This window comes from Pseudohaliea rubra DSM 19751 (assembly GCF_000764025.1).
Lineage (GTDB): Bacteria > Pseudomonadota > Gammaproteobacteria > Pseudomonadales > Halieaceae > Pseudohaliea > Pseudohaliea rubra.
This window is the reverse complement of the sequence record NZ_KN234764.1, coordinates 38,088-57,190: the sequence shown is the minus strand read 5'-3', so window position 1 is coordinate 57,190 and position 19,103 is coordinate 38,088. Positions and strand designations below refer to the sequence as shown.

Annotated in this window: 23 protein-coding genes; 11 read left to right on the top strand and 12 right to left on the bottom strand. The window is 62.2% G+C overall.

Annotation, left to right across the window (positions count from 1 at the left end; translation table 11 throughout):
- Window positions 1-492: a hypothetical protein gene (locus HRUBRA_RS14710; protein WP_052094567.1), complete on the top strand. Its 492-nt coding sequence runs from the start codon at window positions 1-3 to the stop codon at window positions 490-492.
- A 92-nt stretch (window positions 493-584) separates the two neighbouring features.
- On the opposite strand, the gene HRUBRA_RS08770 is transcribed toward HRUBRA_RS14710, so the two are convergent.
- The 3 genes from HRUBRA_RS08770 to HRUBRA_RS08760 all read right to left on the bottom strand — a co-directional run bounded on the left by HRUBRA_RS08770 (window position 585) and on the right by HRUBRA_RS08760 (window position 3,341).
- Entirely contained in the window at window positions 585-1,292 is a 708-nt protein-coding gene (locus tag HRUBRA_RS08770; RefSeq protein WP_201771571.1) for an SDR family oxidoreductase, read from the bottom strand.
- Between the two features lie 103 nt (window positions 1,293-1,395).
- Entirely contained in the window at window positions 1,396-2,424 is a 1,029-nt protein-coding gene (locus tag HRUBRA_RS08765; protein WP_035516365.1) for a TauD/TfdA dioxygenase family protein, read from the bottom strand.
- Between the two features lie 170 nt (window positions 2,425-2,594).
- The gene (locus tag HRUBRA_RS08760) at window positions 2,595-3,341 is read right to left on the bottom strand and encodes a hypothetical protein (protein WP_035516363.1); all 747 of its coding nucleotides are present in this window, start codon (window positions 3,339-3,341) and stop codon (window positions 2,595-2,597) included.
- 337 nt (window positions 3,342-3,678) lie between these two features.
- Here HRUBRA_RS08760 and HRUBRA_RS08755 point away from each other — a divergent pair, with 337 nt between their 5' ends.
- Entirely contained in the window at window positions 3,679-4,623 is a 945-nt protein-coding gene (locus HRUBRA_RS08755) for a glutathione S-transferase family protein (RefSeq protein WP_035516362.1), read from the top strand.
- 32 nt (window positions 4,624-4,655) lie between these two features.
- Window positions 4,656-5,438 carry a transglutaminase-like domain-containing protein gene (locus HRUBRA_RS08750; protein ID WP_035516360.1) on the top strand — a complete coding sequence of 261 codons (783 nt, stop codon included), beginning with the start codon at window positions 4,656-4,658 and terminating at the stop codon, window positions 5,436-5,438.
- Between the two features lie 45 nt (window positions 5,439-5,483).
- On the opposite strand, the gene HRUBRA_RS08745 is transcribed toward HRUBRA_RS08750, so the two are convergent.
- Both HRUBRA_RS08745 and HRUBRA_RS08740 read right to left on the bottom strand, forming a co-directional pair.
- Window positions 5,484-5,663, bottom strand: a complete 180-nt coding sequence (locus HRUBRA_RS08745) for a DUF6435 family protein (RefSeq protein ID WP_035516358.1) — start codon at window positions 5,661-5,663, stop codon at window positions 5,484-5,486.
- A gap of 124 nt (window positions 5,664-5,787) precedes the next feature.
- Window positions 5,788-6,336, bottom strand: coding sequence for a DUF2058 domain-containing protein (locus HRUBRA_RS08740; protein ID WP_035516357.1), 549 nt, complete (start codon window positions 6,334-6,336; stop codon window positions 5,788-5,790).
- Between HRUBRA_RS08740 and HRUBRA_RS14975 the strand changes: the two genes are divergently transcribed.
- The 3 genes from HRUBRA_RS14975 (at window position 6,335) to HRUBRA_RS08730 (ending at window position 9,863) form a co-directional block, all read left to right on the top strand.
- Window positions 6,335-7,393, top strand: a complete 1,059-nt coding sequence (locus HRUBRA_RS14975; protein ID WP_084592559.1) for an HAD-IA family hydrolase — start codon at window positions 6,335-6,337, stop codon at window positions 7,391-7,393. The two genes, HRUBRA_RS08740 and HRUBRA_RS14975, sit on opposite strands and share 2 nt — an antisense overlap.
- Before the next feature lie 70 nt (window positions 7,394-7,463).
- Window positions 7,464-7,610 (top strand): hypothetical protein, encoded by a 147-nt coding sequence (locus tag HRUBRA_RS15295; protein WP_154664299.1) that lies wholly within the window; start codon window positions 7,464-7,466, stop codon window positions 7,608-7,610.
- Between the two features lie 171 nt (window positions 7,611-7,781).
- On the top strand, window positions 7,782-9,863 hold the full coding sequence (locus tag HRUBRA_RS08730) for a CehA/McbA family metallohydrolase (RefSeq protein ID WP_035516355.1): 2,082 nt from the start codon (window positions 7,782-7,784) through the stop codon (window positions 9,861-9,863).
- An 84-nt stretch (window positions 9,864-9,947) separates the two neighbouring features.
- Here HRUBRA_RS08730 and HRUBRA_RS08725 read toward each other — a convergent pair whose 3' ends face one another.
- A complete protein-coding gene (locus HRUBRA_RS08725; RefSeq protein WP_035516353.1) occupies window positions 9,948-10,430 on the bottom strand; it encodes an FKBP-type peptidyl-prolyl cis-trans isomerase in 483 nt (160 codons plus the stop codon).
- Window positions 10,431-10,786: 356 nt separating this feature from the next.
- On the opposite strand from HRUBRA_RS08725, the gene HRUBRA_RS08720 reads away from it, so the two are divergent.
- Window positions 10,787-11,119 carry a PGPGW domain-containing protein gene (locus HRUBRA_RS08720; RefSeq protein ID WP_201771570.1) on the top strand — a complete coding sequence of 111 codons (333 nt, stop codon included), beginning with the start codon at window positions 10,787-10,789 and terminating at the stop codon, window positions 11,117-11,119.
- Window positions 11,120-11,235: 116 nt separating this feature from the next.
- On the opposite strand, the gene HRUBRA_RS08715 is transcribed toward HRUBRA_RS08720, so the two are convergent.
- Window positions 11,236-11,583: a DUF3127 domain-containing protein gene (locus HRUBRA_RS08715; RefSeq protein ID WP_035516351.1), complete on the bottom strand. Its 348-nt coding sequence runs from the start codon at window positions 11,581-11,583 to the stop codon at window positions 11,236-11,238.
- A 274-nt stretch (window positions 11,584-11,857) separates the two neighbouring features.
- Between HRUBRA_RS08715 and HRUBRA_RS08710 the strand changes: the two genes are divergently transcribed.
- A complete protein-coding gene (locus HRUBRA_RS08710) occupies window positions 11,858-12,145 on the top strand; it encodes a hypothetical protein (RefSeq protein ID WP_035516350.1) in 288 nt (95 codons plus the stop codon).
- Between the two features lie 11 nt (window positions 12,146-12,156).
- On the opposite strand, the gene HRUBRA_RS08705 is transcribed toward HRUBRA_RS08710, so the two are convergent.
- The gene (locus tag HRUBRA_RS08705; protein WP_035516349.1) at window positions 12,157-12,699 is read right to left on the bottom strand and encodes a hypothetical protein; all 543 of its coding nucleotides are present in this window, start codon (window positions 12,697-12,699) and stop codon (window positions 12,157-12,159) included.
- Window positions 12,700-13,123: 424 nt separating this feature from the next.
- On the bottom strand, window positions 13,124-14,116 hold the full coding sequence (locus tag HRUBRA_RS08700; RefSeq protein ID WP_052094563.1) for an HD-GYP domain-containing protein: 993 nt from the start codon (window positions 14,114-14,116) through the stop codon (window positions 13,124-13,126).
- Between the two features lie 282 nt (window positions 14,117-14,398).
- Here HRUBRA_RS08700 and HRUBRA_RS08695 point away from each other — a divergent pair, with 282 nt between their 5' ends.
- Window positions 14,399-15,235: an SMP-30/gluconolactonase/LRE family protein gene (locus HRUBRA_RS08695; RefSeq protein WP_052094562.1), complete on the top strand. Its 837-nt coding sequence runs from the start codon at window positions 14,399-14,401 to the stop codon at window positions 15,233-15,235.
- 295 nt (window positions 15,236-15,530) lie between these two features.
- Here the strand turns inward: HRUBRA_RS08695 and HRUBRA_RS08690 are convergent, their stop codons facing one another.
- Complete coding sequence (locus HRUBRA_RS08690; RefSeq protein ID WP_035516346.1) at window positions 15,531-17,060, bottom strand: AMP-binding protein; 1,530 nt, start codon at window positions 17,058-17,060, stop codon at window positions 15,531-15,533.
- Between the two features lie 31 nt (window positions 17,061-17,091).
- Window positions 17,092-17,871: a crotonase/enoyl-CoA hydratase family protein gene (locus HRUBRA_RS08685; RefSeq protein WP_035516344.1), complete on the bottom strand. Its 780-nt coding sequence runs from the start codon at window positions 17,869-17,871 to the stop codon at window positions 17,092-17,094.
- Between the two features lie 145 nt (window positions 17,872-18,016).
- Here HRUBRA_RS08685 and HRUBRA_RS08680 point away from each other — a divergent pair, with 145 nt between their 5' ends.
- Together HRUBRA_RS08680 and HRUBRA_RS15820 are read left to right on the top strand one after the other, a co-directional pair.
- Window positions 18,017-18,652 (top strand): NAD-dependent epimerase/dehydratase family protein, encoded by a 636-nt coding sequence (locus tag HRUBRA_RS08680; protein ID WP_052094561.1) that lies wholly within the window; start codon window positions 18,017-18,019, stop codon window positions 18,650-18,652.
- A 1-nt stretch (window position 18,653) separates the two neighbouring features.
- Window positions 18,654-18,770, top strand: a complete 117-nt coding sequence (locus HRUBRA_RS15820; RefSeq protein ID WP_456107047.1) for a sll1863 family stress response protein — start codon at window positions 18,654-18,656, stop codon at window positions 18,768-18,770.
- A 58-nt stretch (window positions 18,771-18,828) separates the two neighbouring features.
- On the opposite strand, the gene HRUBRA_RS08675 is transcribed toward HRUBRA_RS15820, so the two are convergent.
- Window positions 18,829-19,089, bottom strand: coding sequence for a hypothetical protein (locus HRUBRA_RS08675; protein ID WP_035516341.1), 261 nt, complete (start codon window positions 19,087-19,089; stop codon window positions 18,829-18,831).
- Between the last annotated feature and the right edge of the window lie 14 nt (window positions 19,090-19,103).

Below are 19,103 nucleotides of genomic sequence, written 5' to 3'. Positions count from 1 at the left end.
ATGCAGCCAGCGCATATCGACGACTTCCACTACGTGACGGCCGAGGTCTTCTGCAAACTCTACGCGGCCTTTCCGGTCCGGCATCTGCTGCTGGTGGAGGATCTGACGGGGCCGATCCGCTGGGATATGACGGGCCTGCCGGACCGCAAGTCCCGGGCCAGCTTCGAAACGCTGATCTGGCTGTCTGAGCACGGGCTTCTCAACTACCGCACCGTGGAGCCGCGGGATATCGGCGTCGAGGGCGCCGTATTGTCACAGCACGGATTTGTGCTGCTGAGCGGCCGTCTCACTTGGCATACCGGCGAGAGCAGCAGTCGCATCAATGCGCTGCGCGAAGCCCGGGCGGGGCGCGCCTACGGTGATCTCGGGACAATCGTCGAGGATCTTCTCGCGGCGAACTGCCACTGGAGTGCGCCGCGGCAGCCTGCGCCGCTGGTCAAGGGAGCCGCCATGGCCGTCACGGAACTGGAGGCGGACGAGGACGCCCTGTGATGCGCGCGGCCACGCCCGGTGGTGCTGGCCGAGCTCACGGGGCTGTCGGTGATAATGCGGGTGTGCCCCTCGATGCGCGCCCCCTGCGGCGTCTACCAGGGCAGTTCCTCGCCGGCGTAGGTGAGCAGGCGCCCGCTGTCGCCGGGCTTCAGTCCATCGATCACGCGAAGGATCCCAGCGACTGACGCCTCCGTGCTGAGGGATGCGTCGGGCCCGCCCATGTCGGTCTGCACCCATCCTGGATGCATGGCGATGGCGGTGACGCCCTCGTCGCGCAGGTCGACGCTGAGGCTGCGCATGATCGCGTGCAGGCCCGCCTTGGCGCTGCGATAGCTGTACAGCCCGCCCTCGTTGTTGCTGGCGATGCTGCCAAGATAGCTGCCCATACCGACGATGATCCGGCGCTCGCTCGTCGCCACGTGCCGGCGGAAGGCCTGGGCGCAGATCGCCGGCGCGACCACGTTGACCTCAAGGACGTGCAGGAAAGCCGAGGCGTCGAGCTCGCCGAGGGTGTTGGCCCCAGGGCTCATGACGCCCGCATTCAGGACGAGTACGTCGATACGGCTGCTGTCTAGGGACACCGCCAGGGCCGCTACCGCGGCCGCATCCGTCACGTCCAGCGCGTGCAGAGAGACGCTGTCGTGGGCGTCCGCCAGGGCCTGGGCGGCGCTTGCTGTTTCCGGGTTGCGGCAGGTGCCCAGGACCCGCCAGCCCTGCTGCGCGTACTGCCGCAGCAGTTCGAGGCCGATGCCCCGGTTGGCCCCGGTGATCATTGCCGTTGGCATGACTGAACGCTCCATGATGCTGTGTCTTGTGGTGAAAGATGCAGGGCCGGACAGTGGCCCCGCTACCCGCGCCGAGGTGTCATTGTAACGCAGGCGCTGGCGGGCCTCCTGGCGCGACTCAGTTCTGCATCGGGGCCGAAGCGTCCCAGCGGAAGCCGATGCCGCCCGGCTGCCAGACGCCCGGGCCGAGAGGGCTCGGTCGGTGGATGGGCAGGTGCTGCGGCAGGCCGAAGTGTGGCTCGAAGGCTTCGAAGGGTGCCGCGACAGTGGCGCGATGCATGATGCGCAGGCCCTGTTCTGCAGCGGGCCGGTGAGCCTCGGCGGTCGCGCGGTGAGCGACCGCGTAGTTGTCGATAAAGATGCAGTCGCCCGGTTCGTACTCGTAGGCGAGGGTGTAGCCATTGCTAAAGCCCGCCTCCAGCAGTTCGTTGTAGTCCCTGCAGAGCTGCCGAAGCTCCTCTGCCTCCAGCAGCCTGTGGCGGTCTCCCGCCGGAGAAGTCTCGATCACAGCGCCGGTCATGCCCAGGTGCAGCCAGACGCTGCGACGACCGGAGAGCGGATGATCATGCACCAGCGGATGGGCCACTCCCGTGGTTGAGTTCACGGAGGTCAGCCTGGCCCAGTAGGCCTGCTTTGCGGGCGGCAGCGCCGCAAAGGCCGCGCCAAGGTGGGCAAAGACCGTCCCGCCGCCGTGCTCCGGCACACGCACGATGTGGTAAGCCACGTGGGAGAAAGGCGCGTCGCAGAAGGCGCCGTCATTGTGGAACTGCGGGCCAACACCGGGTATGCCGTGGCTGTGCTCGTTAGACAGCCGGAAGATGTGTCGGTTGCCGTCCGGCGTCGCCGGGTGCACGCCATGCGTCGAGTGCATTGCCCGGCCGCCCCACCAGACGCTGGCGTTTACCAGCTCGTCGGTCGAAAGCGTCTGCTGGTCCTTGAAGACGAGGAAGCCCCGGGCGGCCATGACGGACTCCAGCGCTGCGATCACCGCGGCGTCGGGGCGCGGGGCGCGCAGATCAATTCCCCGCAGTGACGCGCCGATGGGTGACAGCGCCGCGAGGCGGCCTCCGGCCTGCTCGACGATAGCAACGTGTTCCGGTGCCGGTGCGGGCACGGCTGGCGCCAGCTGTTCTGTGTGGCTGTTCATACGGACCTCTCCACAGGCTGTGAGTGGGAGCGGGCCGGCGGTGGCTGGCGAGGACTTAGCCGCAGCGGGTACCGCCGCTGCTCTCGGGAGAGGCTAACAGCTGTGGCGGGTCCGACGCGAGCGGGGCTGCATCGTTGCAGCCCCGCGCCGGAGCGTACGCGCGGTCGGCGCTACGGCGCTGCAGCCTTGACCACGAGGCGGGCGTCGTAGATGCGCGGCGGGTCGCAGTCGACCACGCCGGCCGTTGCTTCCTGCATGATGGCCATGCCGCCGCCGTTGAAGTAGCTGTCATAGCCTCTGCCGAAGTCGGCGTACTTCTCCCAGGCGGCAACGTGGTAGTAATCGAAGTCGGGTTCGCCGCCGCCGAGCGTCGGCACGAAGGCCCAGCTTTGCGTTGCATCGGCGCCCTTCTCGCGCATTCCTGTCGCATAGGCAGCATGCGCCTTCATGGCGTCAGCTATCGTCGCGTCTCCCTCAAGGCTGCAGCTTGAGAACCAGACCGCGCCGTTATCCGGCGGGCCTTTCGGGGCATGGATCTCCATGGAGCTGGCCAGTCCGTGTCCCGAGCAGGTGATGACCTCGTCGAAAGCGGCGGCCAGCTCTCCGCCCTCGGCCTGGTAGGCGTCGAGACCTGACCCCATGGCGGCGCCGGAGGTCCAGCTTCCGAGCCAGCCGACCTGCCACGTGGCTTCCGTGGTGCGGAATTGGGGGGTAAGGATCCAGGCCGAGTAATCGCCACGTTTTTCTGCCCATTTGGCAAAATCGGCGGCTACTCTGGTGAGGTCCTTCATGGCTGCATCGTCACGAAAATCGCAGTAGAACATCTCTACGGGTTGGATGGGCGCCGCGTCCTGCGCTGCTGCGGGGAGGGCAAGGAGTGAGGCCAGCGCTGCAAGCGCATAAGTTTTTTTCTGCATCGTCGTCACCTTGTTCTTATAAGAGTCGGTTTGTCGTGCTGCGGCTGCACACGTCGGCCGGGCAGATCGCTGAAGCCGGGCTGATGGAAGTGGGACCGTACATTGAAGCTAGTAGGAATTACATCTATTGCAAGAAGAGAATCGTTACGCTGCGCATAATGCGTAAGTGCCGATGCCGCTGATGTCTCGACAGGGCTTTCTGCAAGGCCTATCGTGTTCGTCTTATGCAGGGCGGGTAGGATAGAAAGCGCCAGCGCAGGGGTGTAGCGAAGCGCTCGAGGCCCGCGGCCCGCAGCTTGCCCGTGCCATGCCGGCGAGGGCTCAGAGGAGTTGACCAATGAGTAATAGCATGCTGTTCCTGCACCATTATGAGGCTTCCCCCTATGCGGAAAAGCTTCGAGCCATGTTCGGCCTTGCGGGCTGTCGCTGGGGTTCGGTACTGACACCGCCCTACCCGCCACGGCCCGATGTAGATCCGCTGGCCGGTGGTTATCGCCGCATCCCCATCGCGCATGCCGGTGCAGACGTCTTCTGCGATACCGCACTCATTGCGGCGGAGGTTGCCGCGCTGACCGGCCACGCGGAGCTGGCGCCGACCTTTAGCGACCCTCGGGCGCAGGCGCTGGCGGAGCAGGCGGAGGGGCCTGTTTTCTTTACGGCCATTACATCGGCGCCACCCCTCAAGTTGCTCGGAAAGCTTCTGGCGACCAGCGGACCTGTCGGCACCTTCAAGTTCATCCGCGATCGCACCGGCATGATGAAAGGGGCCACCGTCAAGCCGCCGCAGGGAGCGGAAGCGGCGCGGATTCTGGAGGCCTTCCTCGCGGAGCTAGAAGCGCACCTGGCCGGCCGCGACAGCGTTGAGGCCGGCGGCATCGCCTATGCAGACTTCTGCGTCTACCACCCGATCTGGCTGGCCCTGAGCGTGGGCAGCGCGCGCACCCTCGAGCGTCACGAGCACGTCCGCCGCTGGCTCAAGCGCATGGAGGCGCTGGGGCAGGGGGAGCGGCAGGAAATGACCGCCGAAGAGGCCTTCCAGGCGGCCGAAGGTGTTGAGCCGAGAGCGCTTCCGTCGGCCTGCGGCAGCCACGAGGCTCTGGGCGAGCTGGTGACCATCGCCCCGGACGACTACGGCAGGGCCGGCGTCACCGGCACGCTCCTCGCTGCGACGGATGAGCGCTACATTCTCTCGCGCAGCACGGAGCGCTTTGGCAGTCTGCATGTCCATTTTCCACGCGCGGGCTATGAAGTGACCCGGCCCGGCACCGAGGCGGGACACTGATGCCCGCACCACGCTGAAGCGGGCATTTTATTATGTGGCTGCAGACAGGATGCCGGCTTCGCTTTTCCATTGAGCATCCGACGCCCTTCGTATTGATGCTGCGCCCCCGCAGTGGAGCGCAGCAATGGGTCGCCAGCGAGGAGTATCTTCTCGAGCCCGCAGTGCCCGTCATTGAGTTTACCGACGACTACGGCAACCTCTGCCAGCGCCTGGTTGCACCCCCGGGGGAGTTCAGCCTGTCCACCGCGTCGAAGATCATGACCGCGGACCAGGTCGATGAGGAGCCCGGAGGCTACTTTGTGGAGATTCAGTTTCTGCCGGACGCCGTGCTCAAGTTCCTCCTGCCGAGCCGCTACTGTGAGGCCGAGCGTTTCAGTGCCATGGCGCAGGAAATCACCGCCGGCTGCGAGCCCGGTTACGACCAGGTGGCGGCGATCGAGCGCTGGCTCCGCGTGAACTTCCGCTTTGAGCCCGGCAGCAGCTTTTCGTCGCTGTCGGCGGTAGAAGTGAACCAGCAGAGCACGGCCGTCTGTCGCGACTTCTCCCACCTGGGTATCGCACTCTGCCGCGCCCTCGGTATCCCCGCGCGCATGGTTGTGGGCTGCCTGCACGGCCTTGAGCCCATGGAGTTCCACGCCTGGTTCGAGGCCTATGTGGCCCATCGTTGGTATACCTTCGATGCCACCCAGGCGGAAAAGCGGGGCGGCTATGTGGCCATCGGCTACGGGCGGGACGCCGCCGATGTTGCGATCTACAACCAGTTCGGCCCGCCGGTTTACCCGCTGGAGCAGCGGGTCACGGTCACACTCGCCTGAGCCCGGCGTGCGACTGCCCCTCGGCCCCTGGCGGCCGGTCGGGGCTCAGTCTTCGCTCTCGTTTTTCAGCGTTTCGATCTTCGTGCGCAGCGCCTCTGCCTCTGCGGTAAGCGTGGAATAGAGGCGGATATCGCCATTGCGCTGGGCCTGAAAAGCTTTTGTCAGCAGTGCTTCATGCTCCTGCTGCAGCTTCTTGACCGGGTTTTTCCTGAAAAGCCCCAACATTGTCATATGCCTCAAGACGATTTGTGTTGTCTTGTGCTACGTAGCAAGGGTGCGATGGGATTGCCGTGGCGTGGTGTGGTTTTTTCGCCACGCCGTTGAGCTTGGAGAGGCGGCCCGGGCCCGATTACCACATCAGATCGTCGGGAATCTCAAAATCCTTATACCAGTCCTGCTCTTCTGCATCCAGCGGCTCGGCGTCAGCCCGGGTACAGAAAATCACCCGGTCCGCATCGCGCTCGGCGATCTTGCTCGCGACCTGCTCGGGAACCAGTTCGAAACGTTCACCGATGCGGGCCAGGGCGATGCTGCCGGCTGCCAGCAGGCGCTGCTGCAGGGCCGTGACGTAGAGCTTTTTGATTTTTCGCTCGACGGTAAAGTTGAAGCCGACCTCGCCCCCGCGACGGTCGAGCTTGTGCTTGTCTACCAGGTCGGCGATCTGCGCATCAATGGCTTTGCGTCGGGCGGCTTCATTCCGCGCCTCGTTAAGCACCCGGTCGCGGGCTGCTTTTTCCTCCCGCGCTCGCTGCGCAGCCTCCTTGATCTCGTCAACGGGCTCGTTCCGGGCCTTTTTTGCCGCGCGCTGCTGCTTACGCTTCTCTTTCTCAAGCTTCCTGGCTTTTTTCGGGTCGCTGAGCCCGGCGTTAAGAAGTTGATCCTGTAGAGAGCCTGCCATGATTGTCGTGTCCCTGAGCCTGTTTCGCTGGGCGTCGGTGACGGTCGGTCAGTCCACCGAGCCGCCCGTCTTACCGGTGGTGTCGATTGTAGCAGCGACCCGAGTGGTGTTTGCACCGCCAAACGGCCCGGCGCTCCGGCGGCGATTCCCACGACTGCCTGCGGAACGCGTGTTTTTCCGCGCTTGCAGCCTCTATGAGCGGGACAACTTCGCGACAGGGGTGACCGTTGTGCCAAGGCAGGCCGTATTACCTGTGTTCACGGTAAAAAAGCAAAAGCAGCGGCGCTCGCTGTCAACGCTCTGCCGGTTGGCTGCTTTCATCATCCGCCGGAGCAAAGCGTTGACGAAAGCGCTGTGGAAGCAAACAGCTAGCGGGAGTGCTTACATGAAAGCCTGTTTTCTGGGTTCTACAGGCGTGGTGGCCGAAACGGCCAGGCTCCAGCGCCTCGCCTACAACGCCGCCTTCAAGGAGATGGGGCTTCAGCTCTATTGGAACGTCGCAACTTTCTGCAAGTTGCTCGAGGTTCCCGGCGGCCATCGCTGGTTGGAACACGTCCTCGGCGATGAATGGCCCGAGGGTCTTGCCGACGAGGTGCAGGCGCTTCAGCACCGCCATTTTCTCGGACTGGTAGAGGGCGGCTTGTCACTGCGGCCAGGGATCAGCGAAGCCATTGATTTTTGCCGACAGGCCGGGATCGTGCTGGCGTGGGTCACCACGGCGAAGGCGGAGATGGTGGAGGCGCTCCTTGCCCACACCGCGGGGCTCGACGCCAGCGCCTTCGATCTGATCACGACCGAGGACGATGTGGCAGCGCTCAAGCCCTCGCCGGAGATCTATCATTTCGCGCTGCAGCGTTTGGGCCTCGGCCCGCAGGATGTCGTTGCCCTGGAAGACCGCATCGTGAACCAGACATCGGCCCTTCAGGCGGATATTCATTGTTATCTTTTTCCGGGTGAATATGCGGCTTTAGAGCAGAATGTGCTGGTGACCTGGGATGCCCGCGAGACGGTTGTGCGTGCTCACTCCCTATGGGCGGACGACAAGGCGGCTGTTTGAGGCGGTCCGCCGGCGCTGCGGCCCGGCTGCATGGCAACGTGTAACTGCAATCCGCCCCTGGCGTCGGGGCGTGAGCCTGGCCGGCTACGTCAGCATTTCCATTGCCCGCAAAGTCCCCGACGGCGCCGTGCTGGCCGTCGATATCCAGCAGGAGCAGCACTTTATGGTGTCAGTGAAGCCGGGTGATGGCGGCGTACGGTCCCGTGAGAGCAATTGACTGTATCGGCCCGCTTGTTGTCATGTAGGCTGGTCGGCATGCTGGCGATGAGATAGCCCTCAGATGCGAACCCTGGCAATGGTCCGTTCAACCTGCGCTCGTTCTATCCTTGAGTCGCGGAAAAGCAGTATCAGTCCTTGTGCTTTTATCGCGAGGGCTGCCTGTCTGGTGATGGTCGGCATCCTGTCCCTTGGCAAAACTGATGTTGCAGAGGCCCACGCCGGACACCCTCTGGGCGTCAAAGCCATTGCCTGGCATCCGGACCCGGTGATCGGACGAACCCTCGCTCTGAACTACGACGCTCACGCCGGCCGCTTCATCATTGCCCGGCGTAATGTCGGCTCTCTGGTAAAGGTTGAGGGGCGTGACTGCCTGACCGGTCCCTATTTTCTCTTTGACATTCGGGACGAATTTGCCTTCGACGAGGATGCTACCGCTAAGCTTGAATTGCTGTTTCGTAACACCGGAGCGACGGGCGCCTACGTTACCTATGATCACGTTATAGAGCCTGACGGTCGGGAGGTTCGCTTCGATCAGGCAAGCAGGGAACCCTGGCATCGCGTCACCGTCGAGCTGGACAGAGCGAGGTTCGCCAATCGGAAATATGGAGGCACTGATTTCGGGATTGCCGCGGCGGGGGCGGCCGGCGCGGGTACGCCTGGCCGTGACCACCAAGTCACGCTCTGTGATCTGAAGCTGACGCTTGACCGGTCCGCGCGCTCACCTGAATCCGGTGAGCTGGTGCTCTCGCTAGCTGATGACGCCGGAAAAGCCGTGACCGCCCGGGTCGGGATTTACGACGAAGAGGGCAGGGCGCCTTTGCCCGGGAAGTCCGCGATGATCATTGATCGCTACAGTGACCGTGTGCGGCACCTGTCCTTGTTGGGTTCGAAAGGAACGTGGCCCGGCAAAGGCAGCTATGTCTTTTATGTAGATGGCCATCACCGCCAGAAACTGCCGGCGGGACGCTATCAACTCGTTGTTGGAAAGGGCCCGGAGTTTCATTACGTCAACAGAGAAATCACTATTGCTGAGGGCGAAACTCTTGCGGTCACCCTCAGGCCACAGCGATGGTCCGATCTTCCCGCTGCCGGCTGGTACTCCGGGGATGGACATATCCATATTGCGAGAGAGAGTCGGGAAAAAAATCAGGGTATCGCCGCCCTCATGGCGGCCGAAGATATTCATGTGGCAAATCTGTTGCAAATGGGCAACCTGAGGCGGTGGTATTACCCCCAGTACGCCTTTGGCGAGGCAGGAGTTTTCCAGAGCGGCAGCTACCTGCTCGCCTCCGGGCAGGAAGCCCCGCGTTCGGCCCATCTGGGACATACGATAGGTCTCAACGCCAGCTCCTTTCACTGGGATGAGAACAGGCAATTCATTTACTCGGATGTTGCCGAAGCTTTGCGGAGAGAGGGCGGTGTCTTCGGTTATGCGCATGTAGCACTGGCGGATTCCTTTGAGCTGCAACGAGGTCTGCCTTTGGGCGTCGCCCTGGGGTATGTCGACTTCCTCGAGATTTTGCAGATGGGTGTTCTGAACACCCGGCTCTACTATGACTTTCTCAATCTTGGTTTTCGCCTGCTCCCATCAGCCGGCTCTGATTACCCATATATTGACGTGGCTGGCAGCGACCGGCTGTATGTAAAGCTGACAAAGCCCTTTTCCAGAGAGAACTGGTTCTCCGCATGGACCTCGGGGCGGTCCTTTGTAAGTAATGCTCCGGTTATCGAATTTTCGGTGAACGGTGACGAAGCCGGCTCCGAATTGTCGCTGGAGCGAGGTGCTACGATTGCTATCTCCGCCACGGCGCGTGTCAATCCCGCCAGGGACAGCTTGACTGAACTGGAATTAGTGGTGCACGGCGATGTTGTTGCGAGTGAGCGGTCAGCGGAGGGAAAGGAGGCTCTTCATCTGCAGCATAGTTTGAAGCTTGATCGTTCGCTGTGGTTTGCAATCCGCACTGTGGGCAAGCACGGCACGATCGCCCATACATCTGCGTACTATGTAACGGTCGATGGCACTCAGCGCACCTGGAAGCAAGAGAGTGTCGAGGACATTGCAGCCCGCTTTATCCAGGAACTCAAGGCTCTGGGGGAATCTTCTCCTGATGTGCACGCTGACTTTGAATCTTTCGATACGGCCGACGTGATGGCCAGGCAGTGGGATAACGCAAAGCCCATCCTGAAAGAGCAGACTGAGCGGGCGATACAAACCTTCCAGGCGCTCGCGAGGGAGTCGAGGGCCCGATGAACAGGCGTTGTATAGGCAAGGAATAGAGTGTGGAGGCAGGCTAAGGCAGCAGCCGGTGGGCCTGCCCCCTGGAAAAATCATCCCCTAGTGCTGATGCCCGCCCGGCCCGTGGGCGTGGCCATGGGCGATCTCCTCCTCTGTGGCTTCCCGGACGCCCACGATCTCGATATCGAACACAAGGTCCCGGCCTGCCAAAGGATGATTGGTATCGAGGTCGGCACTGAACTTGCCGACCTTGAGCACTGTGGCGGGTCGCTGCCCCTCGGCGGTATTGACCTGCACCAGCATGCCCGGCCGGAGACGCCCCTGGTAAAGCAGGTGTTTGACAGGTACGCGCTGCTGTTTCTGCGGGTCGCGAGGGCCGTAGGCGTCAGCGGCATCAAGGCTTACGGTGAGAACGTCGCCTTCCGTCCTGCCGTTCAAGGCGCGCTCCAGGCCTGGCAGGATGTTGGCCGCGCCGTGCAGATACACGGTGGGGTTGCCGCCCCGCGAGGTTTCGAGTTCCTCATCCTTGCTGTCGCGCAGGGTGTAGTGGAAAGAAACGACAGTACGTCTTTGGATATCCATGGCTTTGCCTCTCCTTGCGGCCCCGGGGCACCCATGCCCCGGAGCGAGCGCTCCTGAAACTGCTGCGTCATCTCGTTTGCTACTGAGATCAAAGTCCCTGCATGCCCCTGGGCGGGCGCCGGGATTGTGCCAGACGCAGGCCATGCCAGCCTAGCTGCTGCTCATCATGCTGCGATCAGCGGGCTCCATGCGATGCGCAGGCGGGGCCGCGCCCGGCAGGTATAATCGGGGGCTTCGCGGATGCCTGCTTTATGGCAGTTGCGTGACATCAGCCGGCCAGGAGGTCGCCCATTGACGCTATAGAAAATTACCTCTGGTGGATTGCCGCCGTCTCCCTGCTCTTTGCCGTGGCCACGGTGCTGACCATTCCGTGGCTGGTGACCCGGCTGCCTGCCGATTATTTCGATCACCGTCGCCGGGAGGGCTGGCGCGAGGCCACGGGCAAACCGTTCGCAAGTTTCCTGCTCGCCATGCTGAAGAATCTTCTCGGTGCTGTGCTGCTGGGGCTGGGTGTCGTGATGCTGTTTACCCCGGGCCAGGGTATCCTGACGGTGCTCGTGGGGCTTCTGTTGATGAACTTCCCGGGGAAATACCGCCTGGAGCGCTGGCTGGTGACACGCCCCGGGGTGCTCAAACAGCTGAATGCGCTGCGAAAACGTCGTGGCAAGCCGCCCTTTCATGTGCCGTGACGATGCGTCCTGCCTAACAGCATCGCGGCGATTCACCACGCCCCAAGCGCAGCAGCATGGTTCACTGCTGCCTCTGCATTTGCCTTTTCCGCGGTCCGCGGAGGCCCCGGGCGACCTCAGAACGGGATATCCCCGTCGTCGAAATCCGAGGGCTCCGGGTAGTGGGTTTCGCCTGAGTTCCCTCCGTCGCCATCCCCGCTGAGTACATCGACCCGCCACCCCTGCAGGTTGTTGAAGTAGCGGCCTTTGTACTCGCGCCCGCGAAGGTCGAAGCTCACTTTGACTTCCTGGCCCGGCTGCAGGGCGTCGAGGAGGGCGATCTTGTCCTGCACAAACTCCAGGGCGATCTCCTGCGGGTACTTGCCGTCCTCGACGGTCACGACCATCTCCCGCTTGGTGAAGCCGCTCTCGAAGGTCTGCGGATCCTGGATCAGCTTGATCTTGCCGCTCAGTTCATAGGCCATGGGTGGCTTCCTCCGGAATGATCAGAATTCAAAAGGGGAGGGTACTGGCGGTTCCGCCCGGGGGCCAGCCCTTAGGCAGCCACGGGCCCATGGCTCAGGAGGAGGCTGCAGGTGCTTCGCTACCCGGTCGGCGCAAGCGGTCATCCTGCGGCTGATCGGTGTAGTCACGCTGCTGGCCGGTGTCGGTCGGCTGCGACTCTTCGCCGTCGCGCCCGGTGACTTCGTGGAAGGCTGGCTGTAGCCTTGGTGGGCATCCAGCAGAGGCCCGTTTCTTATGAGCGATGATCACAGCAACCCTGACCCCGAGCTGATCTCTCCGGAAGAGCAGGAGCAGGACAGCCGCATCGGCGCCAAGATGCACCTGTTTCTTGAGCGGATGATTCGCGCTGCCATGGAAGAAGAGGGCATTGAGGCCGAGCGGGCGCAGGACCTGATGCTCTGCACTGCCGTGCAGCTGTACACGGAGCGCTCCTCGGTGAGTGCCCGGGAGCTTGGTGTATTCTGCAAGGCTATTGCGGAGGAGGTGCTGGAAAATGGCAGCGCAGAGGGTACGGTCCACTAGCTGCCTCGCGTTTACTGCTCCGGTGAGCCCTGCTCCTGCCCTTCAGCGCTCTCGGTGCCGGCGCCTTCCCCCTGCGCCTCCAGCTCTTTGACCCGCCGCTCCAGCGTCGCTTGCTCCTTCCGGCTCTCGGTCAGCGCTTTCTGCAGGCTCTCGTTATCCCGCTGCTTCTCGGCCAGCTTTTTCTTGCTCGCGTCGAGGTTTTTCTTCATCCGCGCCGGATCGAACTGGTTGAGGGTCTTGTTCTCCTCACGGACGGCGTTGAGGTCCTTCTGAAGCGTCTTCATCCGCTGCTTCAGCTCGGCGATCTCGGCCTGGAGGTTGTCGGCGCGGTTGTGGAGCTCGCGATTGCGCTGCTCCACCTTCTGGGTGTCGCTGGCTTTGGCGGTCAGTTCCTGGATGGTCTCCAGCTGCTTGTCGATGGTGGCCTGAAGGTCGACCTTCCCGGCGAGGGCGGCGTCAATGGCCGCTTGCTGATTGTCCAGCTGCTGCTGGTATTCGGCGCGGAGCTCCTGTTCGAGTTCCATGATTTTTTCGAGGCGGTTGGCTGTGAGCATAGTGTCCTTGTTTCTCAGGTGATGTGATGAGCTGGTAGGTTGAAGGGCGCTCTGTGTTGCGTCTGGCGAAACAAGCCCGCCGCACGCCGACAAGCGCGATGAGGTCGGTCAACAGGGCGAGCTCGGAGGCCGGCCGGGAGCTTGCCTAAGACCTGTATCGCCAGAACCGGTGCCACATTGGTGGTCAGTCTAACCCGCCCATACGGCGCACAGGAGGATGCCAATAGCATCAACGCGTTGCAATGAGTATTGCTGTGTTTATTTTCCTGCCTGTCGATGCCGAACAGGCGCCTCCCGCGCCCTTGCAGCATCAAAGTCTCGAAGCGCCCGCGTCATCGCTCCTCCGGTGCTGCGGGTCATGCTGGGGCACTATCGCGCTTTGTTTGCACTTCAGCTACCGGAGCGGTGGCCGGGCGCGCGCTCATCAAAAGGTGAAGTTTTTTTCCCTGAACAAAGTGAGGCAGGCATCAACGGCGTCGCTATCGTAGGTCACCCCTCGGCCAAGTTCCAGTTCAGCCATGACGTTTTCTATACCGATGGCCGGCCGATAGGGACGATGGGAAGTCATGGCCTCAACGACATCGGCAACGCCAATAATTTTCGCCTCGGGAATGATTTCCCCGCCTTTCAGACCCAGGGGATAGCCGCTGCCATCGAGGCGTTCATGGTGCTGGTATGCAACAGTAGCCAGGGGCCAGGGCCAGTTCATGCGGCTGAGAATGTTGTAGCCCTCCACCGGGTGTGTTTTAACCAGCTCGAATTCGCTCGGCGATATCTTCCCCGGCTTCGAGAGAATTTCGATGGGTACCGCAATTTTTCCGATATCATGAAGCAGGCCGGAAAACTTCAGGCTGTCCAGCATGTGCTCGCTCAAGCCAAGCTCCTTTCCGATCGCCACCGCGATCAAAGCAACGTTTTTCTCGTGACCGACGGTGTAGGGGTCACGTAATTCGCCGATCTCCATCGCCAGCTCAACGGCACTGAGCAACGCCGCTTTCATTTCCTTCAGGTGTCTCGCCTTTATTCTCTCAGCTTCCGCGCGATAGCGAATATCCCGAATGTTGCACTGGATTACCTGTACGCCCTCACAGTCATAGGAGTTGCTGATGAACTCGACATCTATGAGGCTCCCGTTGCTGGCCTTCAGGGGTAGGTGTTCGTACCGTACGTAGCCTCGCTCCTGGAGTCTGGAGAACATGTTCTTGGCTTCCGGCAGATCTGCAAAAGCGCCTACTTCCCAAAGCCGCTTGCCCAGGAATTCCTCATGGGAGAACCCCAGCAGGTTGATCAGGAAAGGATTCGCATCCTCGATCTGCCCTGTCTCGAAGTTGAGAATCAGAATCCCATCGAGCGCAGCCTCAAAGAGCCGGCGATAGCGGGCCTCGGAGGTGAGGAGTTTTTCCTCGATAGTTTCCAACCGCTAGGCAGCTTCTGCTTCCGTTCCTCTTTCATTGCTCGCGGTGTCATCGGATGTCATGTGAAAGCCTCCCTTTGAACTGCCGGTACCACTATACACACTCGAGGGCGCAAGCCGCGGTTGGCGCCTGCCGGGTATAAGGAAGCCAGCGATCGACAAGATCTGCGAGAATGGCAAAAATTTACCGGAGGATTACTTATGGTCGCTAAAAAGCTTTCATTGCTGGCCAGCTGCGCGCTGCCCCTTGTGTTCACCCCTTCTGCTAGCGCTCAGGCGTTTCAGGTGGGCCAGCCCCTGGGGAATATCAACGAATCCGGCGAGCGCGTTGTGATGTCTGACAACGTCAAGGTGTTTGGCGGTTTTCATTTTGCCGAAAGCTGTACCTTCGACCCGGAGCGCAATCTCCTTATCGTCATGAACGCCGGTGAGTTTTCCGACGACGCCGAGGCTGATGGGTACGCCTCGCTGGTGCACCCCGACGGTTCCCTGCACACGGCGCAATGGCTTGGCGCCCCCGGTAACGGGCCGGAGTTGATCACCCCGATCGGCAGTGCAATCCGCGATGGTGTTCTGTACACGGTGGATTCGGGCTTTGTGCACGCTTTCAACCTGCAGACCGGTGAGCCCGTCAGCTCAATCAGAGTCCCTGGCGCCGGCTTCCTGAACGGCATCGCCGTCGCCGCGGACGGCACGGCTTACGTTTCTGAGACACAGCCGGGCGAGCTTATTTATAAGGTGACAGCCGAGGGCGACAGCTCCGTGTTTGCCGCGGGTGGTCCCCTGAGCCGGCCGAACGGTGTGGCCATCGATAACGACGGCCGCATTGTTGTCGTTAATCTCGACTCTAAGGCGGTAGTGACCTACGAACGCTCCGGGGAGCTTGTGCGCGTGGAAGAAGCCGCGGAGGCGGGGAGCGACGGCGTCGTCGTCCTGCCTGACGGCACGAAGTATGTCAGCAGCGTCCGCTTTGGCAGCATTTCGAAGCTCGTACCCGGCGAAGAAGCCCGGGTGATTGCCGCGGGAATTCCCGATGCGGCGTCCCTGTGCTACGACTCCGTGCAGCATCAGTTGGTCATTCCCATGAACCCGAACAACGCCCTGGCGTTCATCAAGCTATAACCGGCCTGGACCACCGGGGTTTTTCGTTTCTGGTAAGTCTCATGAATGACTCCGGCCGTCGGTTGCGCGATGTTATTGCGCTGGATGTAGTGCCCGGCGCAGCCATGAGCACGTGCCCCCCTGGGGGGGGGCTGCGCAGGCGTTCCAGTTCTGTCTTTTTGAAAGGCTGAAGCGCCGGCTGATGTCTCGCGGACTGCATCAGGGGGCCCGCTACAGCGACAGCGGCGGACGGGGTGGATTCAACCGGCGGTTCCGGTTTGTATGGCAGCGGCCGCGGCGCGTTTGCCGGAAATTGTCAGGCCGTATCGTTGTAGCGATCCCGCAAGGCCTTACGGTTGATTTTGCCAACAGCTGTTTTGGGAATGGTCTCTGTGAAAAGCACTGCGCGGGGCTTCTTGTAGGACGCCAGCCGCCGGGCAACGAATTCCACCAGAGTGTCCGCGGCTACCGTGTGGCCAGGTTTTAGCGCCACAACCGCAGTGACCGCTTCCACCCACTGCGGGTCTGCCAGCCCGATCACAGCACACTCCGCAACGTCAGGATGGGCGGTGAGCACGTCTTCCACCTCTCGGGGATACACGTTGTAGCCGCCGGTGATGATCATGTCTGAGGTGCGGTCCTTCATGTGCAGAAAGCCGCGCTCATCGAAGCGGGCGATATCACGCGTGCGCAGCCAGCCGCCGTCCATGAAAATCTCATCATTCAGCGCCGGGGCGTTGTGGTAGCCGGCCATCATGGCGGGGGCGCGCACGACGATTTCACCAGGCTCGCCTTGCGGCACCTCATCGCCGTGCTCATCGACCAGGCGGATTTCCACATCAATGCCGGGCCTGCCGCAGGCACCGAGCAGATCCGCTTCGTGATCCTCGGGTCTGAGCACCGTAAGGGCAAGTGGACACTCGGTCTGGCCGTAGTATTGCCAGAACTTCTGTCGACCCCAGAGGGCCATGGCCTCTTCGATCACCGGGCGAGGCATCGGGGACGCCCCATAGATCACCTGCCGTAGCTGGCTCACATCGACCTCGGCGAAGCGGGAGCTGGCCAGCAGCATCTGTAACATGGTGGGAACCATGTTGATGGTGGTAATGCGTTCCTGTTCAAGCAGGGTCAGGAATGCGTCCGGATCAAAGCCGGGCATGATCACAGTGCGCGCGCCGCGTAGCCAGAACGGGAGCACGAAAACACCACTGGCGTGGATCAGAGAGGCGGCGTGCAGCATGGCGTCGTTCTGCTCTACGGCCACCAGGTTGAGCAGTACATTCCTGCAAATGGCGGCGTAGGACGCCTGGGTGTGCTGAGCCGCTTTGAGCGTGCCGGTGGTGCCGGAGGTAAATAGTGTGAGAATCACATCGTCCGGTGCGCTACGCACGTCCGGATTTGCGGTGCTCTGCTTGCTGCTGTCGGCGAGCAGGTCGTCTCCCCCGCCGGCGGTGTTGCCGATGCCGTGGCAGCACAAAGCGGGCAGCAGCTTGCTGAGTTCCAGAGCCCGCTCGCTGAGGTCAGCGCCGTAGAGCAGCACTTCACAGCCGGTCTCTTCGAGCATTTTGCGGTGCTCTGTTAGCGAGAGCCGCGCGTTCAGCGGCACCCGGTTGATGCCGGCTTTTACGCAGGCAAAGTCCACAGGCACGCTGTAAAGACTGTTGTTGAGCAGCAGCGCAACGCGTTGGTGGCGCTTTATACCGCGCTGGATCAGCGTATGGGCCAGCTGATTGCTCAGCTCATGTGTCTCTTCGAAGCTGAGCTTTTCGCTGCCGAATTGAAGGGCGATGCGATCCGGGTAGTAGCGGGCGCCCCGATTGATCAGGTCGAGATAGGTCACACTCATGCACGTGGCTCTCCGGGCTTGTTCATTGCGGTTACTCAAAGGCACCGTGCCGACCGGCACCCTTCGTAAAGCGCTCGGCTCCGGCGATTGCCTCTTCAAAAACGACCGGGTATCCGCCGGCGCCTTCCTTGGCCAGCGCATCGGCCAGCGGTTGATCCCAGTGCTTGTAGGCACTCAGGCGGTCCGCGCGCAGACAGCGCTGGGGGAAGCCGGCGATCTGCTGGGCCAGCATCTGCGCTTGTTCCAGGGCCCTGCCATCAGCCACCATGCGGTTGGCGAGGCCAATGCGCAAGGCCTCATCGGCGTGCACCGGACGCCCGGTCAGTATCATGTCCATAGCATGGCCCTGACCGACGATGCGCGGCAGGCGCACGGTGCCGCCATCGATCAGTGGTACGCCCCAGCGTCGGCAGAACACACCGAACACGGCGGACTCTTCTGCCACACGCAGGTCACAGAACAACGCCAGCTCCAGGCCTCCGGCTACGGCATAGCCCGATACCGCTGCAATAACCGGTTTGCTGAGTAGCATGCGCGATGGCCCCATGGGCCCGGGGCCGGTGCCCTCCGGCTCAAGGGCATTGCGACGCTGCGGATCGCCCAGTGCGGCGAGGTCTGCACCTGCGCAGAAGTGTCCGCCGGCCCCGGCGAGTACCGCCACACTGAGGCTGTCATCATGTTCGAAGTCGTGAAAGGCCTGCCTGAGCGCATCAGCCGTCGGGCGGTCGACTGCATTGCGCTTATCCGGTCGGTTGATGATGATGGTGCGGACCGGGCCATCTGTTTCTACGAGGACTGGGGGAGGGGGCACGGGAATCTCCTGGCTTAAACCTGTGAGCGTTTTTGTAACGCGTTTCAGCACAAAAACAGCAAGTGGCTATAGTTCACTGCAGGGAGCAAAAAATCAAAGAACGTCACAAAAGGCATGATACCTACCCCTTGGAGAAACGCTGACCATGAACGCTTTGCTGGCAGGAGCGACAGGACTTGTGGGGCAGGAGCTGGTGCAGCTTGCGGCAGACGCCGGATACCCCCTCACCACAGTAGGTCGACGTGATGTTGAGGGTGTTGCCGCGACGATTCGCACGGATTTTTCCAGCGCGCTTGCTTTGCCGCCCGCCAGAGTGGCGCTCTGCGCGCTCGGCACTACCATGGCCGCAGCTGGTTCCCGGGCTGACTTCTACGCAGTCGATCATGATGCTGTGCTCTATTTCGCGCGCTCGGCCCATGCCGTGGGCATACAGCACTTTGTCGCGATCACCGCCGTTGGTGCCCACGTCCGGTCGCCCGTTTTCTACTCGAAGGTCAAAGGTGAAATCGAGCGCGATCTGGCGGCTCTGGGGTTTGCTCGCCTGGATATAGTGCGGCCCGGCCTGCTGCTTGGCCGCCGTAGAGAGCGCCGACCCGGTGAGGCACTGCTGCAACGGCTGGACCCGATGCTGCGCCGGCTGACGATAGGGCCTCTGGATCGCTACAGTGGCATTTCAGCCGTCACGGTAGCGTCCGCCATGCTGGCGCTTTGCAACCAGAGTAGCGAGGGGACGCACATCCATCACAACGCCGACCTTCGGCGACTGGCACACACCTGCTGAGATGGCTGAACTGCGCGAAGCCAGCGCGAGTGCATGGGAGGACGTCAAGCACCGGGCCGAAGATGCCTGGGGCGCAATGGAGGACGCCCTTTCATCGGCCCGCGATCGCTTCAAGTAAAAACGGGAAATGCCCTGTGGCTTCGGCTCGGGCAGCTTTGCCGTAACGCCCTCAGCGCTCAAGCAATCGCCCAGCCCATCAAGGTCACGCCGATGGCGCCGCCAATCATTGGCCCCACGATGCGCTTTCTGCGCAGCCCGCGCGCTGCGGATAGCAGCAGCCCCAGGCCAAAGATCATCGCCGCCCAGTCGAGCATGCCGTGCAGGCCGGCGCCGGCAGCGATACCACTGAAGAAATCGATCAGTGCCGGCGGAATGCCGGCGAGGAAGTTGCCTACGCCTTCACCGGCTGCGCGCACAATGCCAGAGGAGTCAGACATGGTCGGTGCCTGTA

Coding starts and splice junctions, on each gene's coding strand:
- HRUBRA_RS14710 (WP_052094567.1), top strand. CDS start 1: ATGCAGCCAGCGCATATCGACGACTTCCACTACGTGACGGCCGAGGTC.
- HRUBRA_RS08770 (WP_201771571.1), bottom strand. CDS start 1,292: ATGGAGCGTTCAGTCATGCCAACGGCAATGATCACCGGGGCCAACCGG.
- HRUBRA_RS08765 (WP_035516365.1), bottom strand. CDS start 2,424: ATGAACAGCCACACAGAACAGCTGGCGCCAGCCGTGCCCGCACCGGCA.
- HRUBRA_RS08760 (WP_035516363.1), bottom strand. CDS start 3,341: ATGCAGAAAAAAACTTATGCGCTTGCAGCGCTGGCCTCACTCCTTGCC.
- HRUBRA_RS08755 (WP_035516362.1), top strand. CDS start 3,679: ATGAGTAATAGCATGCTGTTCCTGCACCATTATGAGGCTTCCCCCTAT.
- HRUBRA_RS08750 (WP_035516360.1), top strand. CDS start 4,656: ATGTGGCTGCAGACAGGATGCCGGCTTCGCTTTTCCATTGAGCATCCG.
- HRUBRA_RS08745 (WP_035516358.1), bottom strand. CDS start 5,663: ATGTTGGGGCTTTTCAGGAAAAACCCGGTCAAGAAGCTGCAGCAGGAG.
- HRUBRA_RS14975 (WP_084592559.1), top strand. CDS start 6,335: ATGATTGTCGTGTCCCTGAGCCTGTTTCGCTGGGCGTCGGTGACGGTC.
- HRUBRA_RS08740 (WP_035516357.1), bottom strand. CDS start 6,336: ATGGCAGGCTCTCTACAGGATCAACTTCTTAACGCCGGGCTCAGCGAC.
- HRUBRA_RS08730 (WP_035516355.1), top strand. CDS start 7,782: ATGGTCGGCATCCTGTCCCTTGGCAAAACTGATGTTGCAGAGGCCCAC.
- HRUBRA_RS08725 (WP_035516353.1), bottom strand. CDS start 10,430: ATGGATATCCAAAGACGTACTGTCGTTTCTTTCCACTACACCCTGCGC.
- HRUBRA_RS08715 (WP_035516351.1), bottom strand. CDS start 11,583: ATGGCCTATGAACTGAGCGGCAAGATCAAGCTGATCCAGGATCCGCAG.
- HRUBRA_RS08710 (WP_035516350.1), top strand. CDS start 11,858: ATGAGCGATGATCACAGCAACCCTGACCCCGAGCTGATCTCTCCGGAA.
- HRUBRA_RS08705 (WP_035516349.1), bottom strand. CDS start 12,699: ATGCTCACAGCCAACCGCCTCGAAAAAATCATGGAACTCGAACAGGAG.
- HRUBRA_RS08690 (WP_035516346.1), bottom strand. CDS start 17,060: ATGAGTGTGACCTATCTCGACCTGATCAATCGGGGCGCCCGCTACTAC.
- HRUBRA_RS08680 (WP_052094561.1), top strand. CDS start 18,017: ATGAACGCTTTGCTGGCAGGAGCGACAGGACTTGTGGGGCAGGAGCTG.
- HRUBRA_RS15820 (WP_456107047.1), top strand. CDS start 18,654: ATGGCTGAACTGCGCGAAGCCAGCGCGAGTGCATGGGAGGACGTCAAG.
- HRUBRA_RS08675 (WP_035516341.1), bottom strand. CDS start 19,089: ATGTCTGACTCCTCTGGCATTGTGCGCGCAGCCGGTGAAGGCGTAGGC.